The 8,415-nt window shown below is 56.3% G+C and carries 4 protein-coding genes; 2 read left to right on the forward strand and 2 right to left on the reverse strand.

The annotated features are described in order from the left end of the window. A partial coding sequence (locus BUE38_RS21275; RefSeq protein WP_143166427.1) for an Ig-like domain-containing protein occupies window positions 1–4,597 on the forward strand: 4,597 nt, incomplete at its 5' end. Window positions 4,598–4,770: 173 nt separating this feature from the next. Continuing rightward, on the forward strand, window positions 4,771–5,100 hold the full coding sequence (locus BUE38_RS21280; RefSeq protein ID WP_073437292.1) for a tryptophan synthase subunit beta like protein: 330 nt from the start codon (window positions 4,771–4,773) through the stop codon (window positions 5,098–5,100). Window positions 5,101–5,529: 429 nt separating this feature from the next. Here BUE38_RS21280 and BUE38_RS21285 read toward each other — a convergent pair whose 3' ends face one another. Together BUE38_RS21285 and BUE38_RS21290 are read right to left on the reverse strand one after the other, a co-directional pair. Further along, window positions 5,530–7,440 carry an EAL domain-containing protein gene (locus BUE38_RS21285; RefSeq protein WP_073437258.1) on the reverse strand — a complete coding sequence of 637 codons (1,911 nt, stop codon included), beginning with the start codon at window positions 7,438–7,440 and terminating at the stop codon, window positions 5,530–5,532. A 77-nt stretch (window positions 7,441–7,517) separates the two neighbouring features. Continuing rightward, complete coding sequence (locus BUE38_RS21290; protein ID WP_234987137.1) at window positions 7,518–8,234, reverse strand: transglutaminase-like cysteine peptidase; 717 nt, start codon at window positions 8,232–8,234, stop codon at window positions 7,518–7,520. Window positions 8,235–8,415 lie beyond the last annotated feature (181 nt).

The raw sequence follows: 8,415 nt of genomic DNA on the forward strand, positions 1-8,415 counted from the left end.
CTGGTCGTATGAACTCGACAACAGCCTCGAGGCGGTGCAGGCGCTGGACGACGGCGAGACACTGACCGAGAGCCTGACGTACACCCTGACCGACACCGATGGCGACACCAGCGAAGCGACGCTGACCATCACCATCACCGGCCAGACCGACGCACCGCCGACGGTGACGCCGGAGGACAGTGACGGCACGGCGAGTGACGCACACAACAGCGTGACCGAAGGCACCGGCGAGACGGTGACCGGGTCGGTGACCGTGAGTGCCGAGGCCGGCATTGCCGCGGTGACCGTGGGTGGCGTGGACGTGACCGCGGCCGGTGACGGCAACGAGATCGAGATCGCCACCACCGCTCGCGGCACGTTGACGGTGACCGACTACGATGCGGCCACCGGGGTGATCAGCTACCGCTACACCGAGGACAGCGACGCCGAGGACCACACCAACGACGCGCAACAGCTCGACAGCTTCGACGTGGTGGTCACCGACGTGGCCGGCGAGAGCACCACCGGCACGTTGACGGTGGAGACGCTGGACACCGAGCCGACGGCGGTGGACGATACGACGGAGACAGAGAAAGACACCAAAGTCACCTACAACGTGCTGAGCAACAACGACGGTACCAGCGATACCCAAGGCGCGGATGGCGCGACGCTGACCGCGGCGAGCCTGCGTGACAGCACGCAGGGCACGGTGAGCTTCGACAAGAACGGCAACGTGACCTTCACCCCGGCAGCGGGCGTGGAAGGTGACGTGGTGATCGACTACACGATCACCGACGCCGATGACGACACCAGCAGCGCGACGCTGACGGTCATTGTGGACTCAGTGCCCACAACTCCTGACTCTGATGGTGATCCAAAAACCAGCTCTCCGACAGCGGTCGTGGACGAGGAAGGTCTGAGTGGTGGGATTGCTGGCGGTGGCGGTGATGTGGCTGGCGAGGCCACCACCGTCACCGGTAACCTGGGCTACAGCTTCGGCTCCGACGGAGCGGGTAGCTTCACGTGGCTGACCTCCAACCTACCGTCACTGACCTCACAAGGCGAGGCGGTTACCTGGGCAGTCAGCGAGGACGGCCTGACGCTGACCGGTAATGCCGGCGACCGGGAGGTGTTGAAGGTCGCGATCACCGACGTGGCGAATGGAGTCTATGAGGTCACGTTGAGTGATGTGCTGGATCATCCGACTGCCAATACTGAGGATGATATTGCGCTGTCGGTAAAATATGAAATCACCGATGGTGATGGTAGCGCTGCTCAAGGAGCGCTTGATATCAACGTTGACGATGATTCCCCGACTGCCTCTTCCTCTGAACTTTCTGCGGATGGCACGGTTAACCTGGTGGGGAATGGCGGTTTTGAAGGCAATTCTTTACCAGATGGCTGGTACTATGCCAACGCTCCATATGACAGCGAATTGGCGGTGTATGGAATACAGGACGGGTATTATTCCGGCTACTCAGGTACCAGATGGAACTCTTCCAACACAGAAGGCTTTTTTGACGATGTCGAGCCTGATGGTAATGATGCGCCATCTGACGCGTTGCTGAATGTGTTGGTGGAAACCTCAAACAACCCGCAGGCTCTGGTGGCCAGGATCGATGCTGACCCGACAGTGGATGGCTATCAGAAGCTTTCTGCAGGAAATACGTACGATTACACCTTCGATCTTGGTCTCAGAGGTGGTGGTGGCCATGCATCTCTGAAATATAGTGTACAACTGTACAACGCAGATACCGACCTGGTAGTAGAGACGCTAGAGTCAGGTACCTTTGCAAGTTTGCCATCAGCTCAGGAATACGCGACCTTTACCGGCTCTTTTACCGCCGGTGAAACCGCAAATTACTATTTGCTGTTCAAGGCGGAGGACTCCAGCTCTGGGCTCACTGATCGCGACTATGTCATTGACAGAGTTGCGATAAGAAGTGCTGGGACGATTCTGGACGAAGACGGTCTGGCCGGAGGTATCGCCGGTGGTGAAGGAGATGTGCCGGGAGAGGTCACACAAGGTTCTGGCAAACTGAATTACGCCTTTGGTGCCGATGGCCCTGCAGAAAGTGGAGCAGTGGGTTGGTTGGAAAGCGGTCAACCTGATCTGACAAGCGGTGGTGAGCCTGTTACCTGGAAGGTGACTGGCGGCGGTTCAACGCTGACCGCGACGGCGTCAACAGGCAAGGAGGTGCTTGTTTTTGAACTGACTGATATCGATATCAGCAAAGGCACTGCCGCCTATAGTGTTACGCTCAAGGGGCCATTGGACCATGCTTCAGGCAGTGACGAGAACGATCTTGAATTCGACATCGTCTATGGAGTCACTGATGCCGATGGTGATACCGCGCAGGGCAAGGTCAAGATCCAGGTCGATGATGACACTCCGATCGCTCGTGACGACAGCACTACCACTACGGAAGACAGTTCTGTTACGCACAATGTGTTGACCAATGATGATGAGGGTGCAGATGGCGCCACTCTGACTGAGGCGAAGCTGAATTCTGCCAGTTCAGGCGCGGGTAGTGTCAGTTGGACGCCCGATGGACGAGTGACGTTTGTTCCGGCTGGAGGCTTTGCCGGTGAGGTATTGATCGACTACACCATCACTGACGGTGACGGCGATATCAGTAGTGCAACGCTGACGATCACGGTGGGAGATGACTCGACTCCGGTATTCGACTCTCTTGACGGTGACGAAGGTATTGTCGATGAGGCGGGCCTTGCCAATGGTAGCCGGGCGGGGGATGGTTCGAACATTTCCACTGGTACCTTCAGTGTTGCAACGGGTGGAGATGCGTTGAGCTCGCTGACCATCGATGGCAATGAAGTTCTGGGTGGCTCAACGACCATTACGACAGATCTCGGAACTTTGACAGTTAAGGATAACGATGATGGCAGCTACGACTGGAGTTACGAGCTGACCGACAACAGCACGGAACACAGTACCCAAGGCACCGGCATCGATGGTGTGAAAGAGTCTTTTGCTGTGGTGGCCACGGACAGTGATGGTAGTAAACAGACGAGTAGTCTGGATGTATCCATTCGCGACGATATACCGGTGGTGGATTCACCTGATAGTGACCTCATGGTCCCTATTAGCGAGCAGACAATCAAGAATCTCTCGGCAGATTGGGTGATTACCAAGCAGAATGGATATACGAAAGGCCAGATTACAGAAACCCATAAGGTTGATGGAATACACTTAGGCTGGGGAAGTCAGAGTCCGTATGTAGCATTTCGCTTCCTCTATCCAAACGGTGCGAACAGCGATATCGGTGTGGATACAGATTCATTGTTCTCACTGGGGACTTTCTATCATGTGAATAACCCTGCTTACACCGATTACGAAGCACCAAGGGAAGTCAATCTGAATGTTAGCTTTACCGTGGATATCGACGGAGTCGCCACGCAAGTATCAACGACTGTTGGCTTGAAATTAACCGAAACAACCAATAATGGTACCGCTGAGCAGAACCGAGATGTCATTTCTATCACCAATCCCAGTACCACTCAGACTATTCAGGTAGGCGATCGTGAGTTTGTGTTGAAGGTTGAGGGTTTTCTTGAAAATGGAAGTCTGGTGAATACGGTTAGAACCTATGAAAATCAGAGTAATCAGTACCAGCTATATGCAAGAATTTCGTCGACAGATGATCTCCCGATCCTTGAGGGTACGGTGATTGATGACATCGTTGCCTATGGTGCAGATGATCCTGATACGGATGGCAGTCTGAGCTGGAAAGGTGCCGATGCCAATGGTGTCGTCTCTGGCCAGTACGGAGAACTGACGACTGCCGATGATGGTAGTTACGTATATACCATCTCACGTGAAACTCGTGATGGGATGGATATTGGCGATTCACTGATTGAGACCTTCACTTACTACGTCACCGACCAGGATGGCGACAAAGTGGAGGAAACCCTGGAAATCAACATCAATGGCTTGCCCAATGGTGACGTGGCTTTCAGTGAGCGCGAGTTCGACTACTACAATGCCCATGCAGAGGTGACGCTGGAAGATGGTTGGCAGTCTCTCCCACAGCATTTAGGTGGAGCAGGTGATGACGAACTGGAGGGTGATGCCAGAGCTGAAACCCTTGCTGGTCGAGCGGGCAATGATATTTTGAAGGGAGGTGGTGGCGATGACCTTCTCAACGGTGAGGCTGGTGTTGATCACATTGTAGGCGGTGAGGGAAGTGATCAACTGATAGGTGATGGTACTGGGCCAGGAGTTGTCCTGTACGCTGACACCTTTGTCTGGGAGTTGGGTGATGCCGGGGCGACGGATGCGCCAGCCGAGGATCGGGTTCTGGACTTCACTGTTGGCAAATTCGGTGAAACTTCTGCTGCCGATAAGTTGTCATTGGGAGACCTGCTCGAGGGCTATGACGCCGGGACAGATGCCGACCAGAGTGCTCTGGATACCTATATCCACGCTGAACAGGATGGTTCGTCCACGACGCTGTACATCAAGAGCGATGGTGGCCTGTCCGATGACAACAGTAATGCCGACCAGAAGATCAAGCTGGATAATGTCAGTATGGGAGGACAGAGTTCCCATGACTTCCTGTCACAAATGATTGACCAGGGACAGCTCGATATCGAGTGAACTGGTGGCTCCCCGTCGAAAGGCGGGGGGCTTGCTTCTGCACTTGGAGGCCTTGCTGCAGGTTCCTGAGCCTTGTCAGGATGTTTGATCAAGCGCATGTGGCCTTGTTTGTTGAGGATGCTAACCTGAGTGGTAGTGAGGCCGAAAGGGCCGGGAAGAAGGAGATGCCAGGCATGTATGTTCAACGCGATGCTGATGAACGGATACTCAGCGTCAGCAGGATGCCGACAGCGGAGTGTACGGAACCGGTTGCTGCCGACGACTCGGAGTTGTTGCAGTTTCTCTCGGAGGTTCGCGAGGACGACGAACGAGCGCGACTGCAACAGTCTGATCTTGATTTCGTGCGGGTGCTTGAGGATGTGCTGGATCTATTGATGGACAAGGGGGTCATCAGCTTTACTGACCTGCCTGAGGCTGCTCGTCGCAAGATCATGCAGCGCCAGTCATTGCGCCGGCGGTATAATGATGTGGATCTGGTCGGGGATGATGAGCCGTTGATTTGATGATGGCTATGAGCTGGCCCCTGTCCGTTCCCGACGAACAGGGGCACTTCCCACATCCATGTGGGTCGCGAGCTATGAGCTATGAGCTACGAGCTACGAGCAGTATGGTGGTGTGCCCCCCAAAAAGTAGACACCTCGGTTCAAACCGCCAACTCGTATGCCCTGGGCGCTAACCTGCCCAAGGTTTCGTGAGAGCGGACATTGTCATAATACTCGCCAATGTATTAACCCGGCATGCTTTCATGTTGGGTTAATGGCGGCACAGGGACGTGTCGCCGTCGGCCATCAGGCCGACGCGAGGCCGCACCCCACCAGCAGATCCGCGCATCTGCGCCAGTGTGGTGCGGACGACAATCAAATCGATCAGGATCAGCTATTTGATTGCCATGTTAATAATACGCCACGACCTGTAGATCGTTTTCTGATGTTCTACATTCCACTCTCGGCGGTGACTGCCGGGCCTGTTGCTCCATCCAGCCCCAGTTCGAACAGTATATCGATGTCCTGTTCGTCTTCGACTCCCTCGGCAATGGCCAGTATGGCCAGTGAATGACACAGCGTCGCCATGCCGCGAAGAATGGTCTGCTGCTCGGGCTTCTGGCTGACGTTCCGGGTCAGTGTGGCGTCCAGCTTGATGTAGGACAGGCCGAGGTCCTGGAGATCACCCAGTTGACGGAAGGCGGCGCCGACATGTTCGATGCCCACTCGGCAGCCGAAAGGGCGCAATGCGCGGCAGAGGTAGCGGAAGGCCTGGATATCCGTACGTGCGATGGACTCCGGGACCTCGATCCATAAGCGAGTGGCGGCGTCGACGTAGTTGCTCAGTCGTTGCTGCATGGCCAACACCAGATTCGGGTTGGTAGCGGACTCATGGGACAGATTGATGCCCAGTGGCTGCTGATGGCGTCTGATGATCTTCAGCGCTTCATCGAGGACCTTGAGATCCAGTGTATCCTGCAGGCGCAGACGCGAGATCCATGGCAGAAAGGCGCTGGCCTGGCGCCACTGGTGATTGAGGTTAAGGCGGACCGGTGCCTCGAAGTGAAGCACCTCCCGGTTGTTGTTGATGACCGGGTACTGGCCGAGCATGATGCCACTGTCCATGGCATTCAGCAGCGCTCCACGCCATTCGACTCGTGATTGATACAGGGACTCGCGACTGGTGTCACTGCAGATTTCGATGCCATGACCATCGCCGCTTTCGGCCAGTGACAGGGCGCCATCCAGATTCGAGAGTAGATCGGCGCGTTGATCGCCGAACTCATAATGAGTGAAGGCGGCTGGTAAGTGGAGTAATGGCGCGTGCTGGGCCGTCAGTGTGCGCAGGTTGTCATCCAGGCGTTCCAGTGCCCAGTCCTGGTCGACATCACCGCACAACAACAGGGAAAAATCGCTGCCGTTGAGACGCCCGACATAGGCACTGCCATGGGCGTCGGCAATGGCCTGTAGCCGCTGGCTGAGATCCTGCAGTAGCAGGTTGGTATAAGGATAGCCATGTCGTTCATTGATCGAGGCAAGGTCCGTGACGCGCACCAGGGCCATGGAGCCGTAGCTGGTGCCATCTTCCTGAGCCAGTTGGAAGCTCAGACGATCAAGGAAGGCATCTCGTGTCATGGCGCCGGTGACGGAGTCATGCAGTAGTTGACGACGCAGCCGATCAATCTGCTCGCTTTCACGCTCGAGCATCTGGCGCACACTGGCCGAAAGCTGGTTCATGGCATCGGAGACTTCACGCAGCTCTCGAGTACGGGGCAGGGGAGAAATGGTGAAGCGCCGCTGACTGATGTCATTGGCCTGGCGTACCACGATGCGCAGCGGAACACGAATACGCCTGACGATCGCGTAGGCAATGAACAGGCTGATCAGGCCCGCTGCGGTAAACCAGCCGGCGAGTCGCAGTGTCCCCTGCCACAGTGACAGGTAGGCGTAGTCGTGCTGGCTGCGCAGGGTAACCGTTCCGTATTGGCGCCAACCATCCTGAACGACGGCTTCCCCGGGGGGCACATCGAAGGCGACCAGCGAGCTGAACCAGCGAGGCACGAGAGGCGCTGTCTCACTGGCATTACGCCTGATCACCACGTCGCCGGAAAATTCGGTAAGCTTGATTTCCTGGTAGTGCCCGGTGTCGAACTGGGCCGAGACCAGCAACTCCAGTGTCACCTCATCCTTGGGCAGTTGAGTCATGGCCAATGCCAGTGCATAGGCATTGTCGGCGTTCTTGATGCGGATCTCCTGCTCCAGGTAGGCCCGGCTGCTGGTCATCGCCACCAGCAGGCTGCCGCCGAAGGCGAGCAGCAGCACTGTGATGATGGCCAGCCAGAGTTGTTTGATGAGCGACATTGCGTGATCCCTTGACTGATGACTCGTGATTTCTGCCGTCTGGTTATTCGATGGTGGTCCGGTTCATGGTGGCGTGCTCAATGGATTCCCTGGCGCCGCATGCGATCAATGGCACTTCGCCAGCGTGACAGGCGCGCCATGGGATCTGCTCTTGATTGGGTAGAGGCTCCAGCCCAGAGGCCGCTGTCGTTGAAACTGAACAGAGGATCAAGGTCGTTTCGTTGTCCGGCGCGCACGATGCTGCGGGAGAGGTTGTCGAGAATCAGAGGCTCCGCTGCAGGCGTCTCATAGTATCCCAGCACCATATGTGCCTGGCTGATGGCGCTGCGCCCGACACGTGCTCGAACGTAGATCATGCGGAGCCGTTCGTTGGGGATGCCGAGTTCCTTGAGGGTGACGTACTTGGCGATCGAGAAGTCCTCACAATCGCCCGCGCCTCGGCCGAGCGTTTCTACCGGTGTCGCCCAGTAGTCACTGCTGCCCCAGATATCGGCATCTTCAAGCCAGCGAACATGATTGTTGAAGAAATCGTTGACGCGGCTCAGTTGGGTTGTCACGTCCAGGCCCCGCAATTGCTCGATCAGTGTGAGCCACTGGTTGGCAAGTGTCAGTCCAGAGCTGCCGTACTCAGCCTGCATCGCCTGGCGTAGCCGTGAGGTGTCGATGGCTGCCTGGCCTTGTGGGGGCAATTGGGCCAATCCGAGCAATATGAAAACGCTGGCCACCAGGACGTGCCAGACTGCTTGAAACTTTCCCCGCGCCGCCATGGCATGCATGGCTTGGATGTCGCTCATGGCCTGCGTAGCCTGTTTATTTATTCTGGTCGTTATGCGCGTAACTCCAGGTTATATCGACAACATACAGGGAGCCTTGGGGGGTGTCACCCGGACCTTGGATGTTGACGGCTTCCTGTCGACTGCTATTAACATGGCAATCAAATAGCTCATCCTGATCGATTTGATTGTCGTCCGCACC

Source organism: Halomonas cupida, assembly GCF_900142755.1.
GTDB classification, from domain to species: domain Bacteria; phylum Pseudomonadota; class Gammaproteobacteria; order Pseudomonadales; family Halomonadaceae; genus Halomonas; species Halomonas cupida.

Coding starts and splice junctions, on each gene's coding strand:
- BUE38_RS21280 (WP_073437292.1), top strand. CDS start 4,771: ATGTATGTTCAACGCGATGCTGATGAACGGATACTCAGCGTCAGCAGG.
- BUE38_RS21285 (WP_073437258.1), bottom strand. CDS start 7,440: ATGTCGCTCATCAAACAACTCTGGCTGGCCATCATCACAGTGCTGCTG.
- BUE38_RS21290 (WP_234987137.1), bottom strand. CDS start 8,234: ATGAGCGACATCCAAGCCATGCATGCCATGGCGGCGCGGGGAAAGTTT.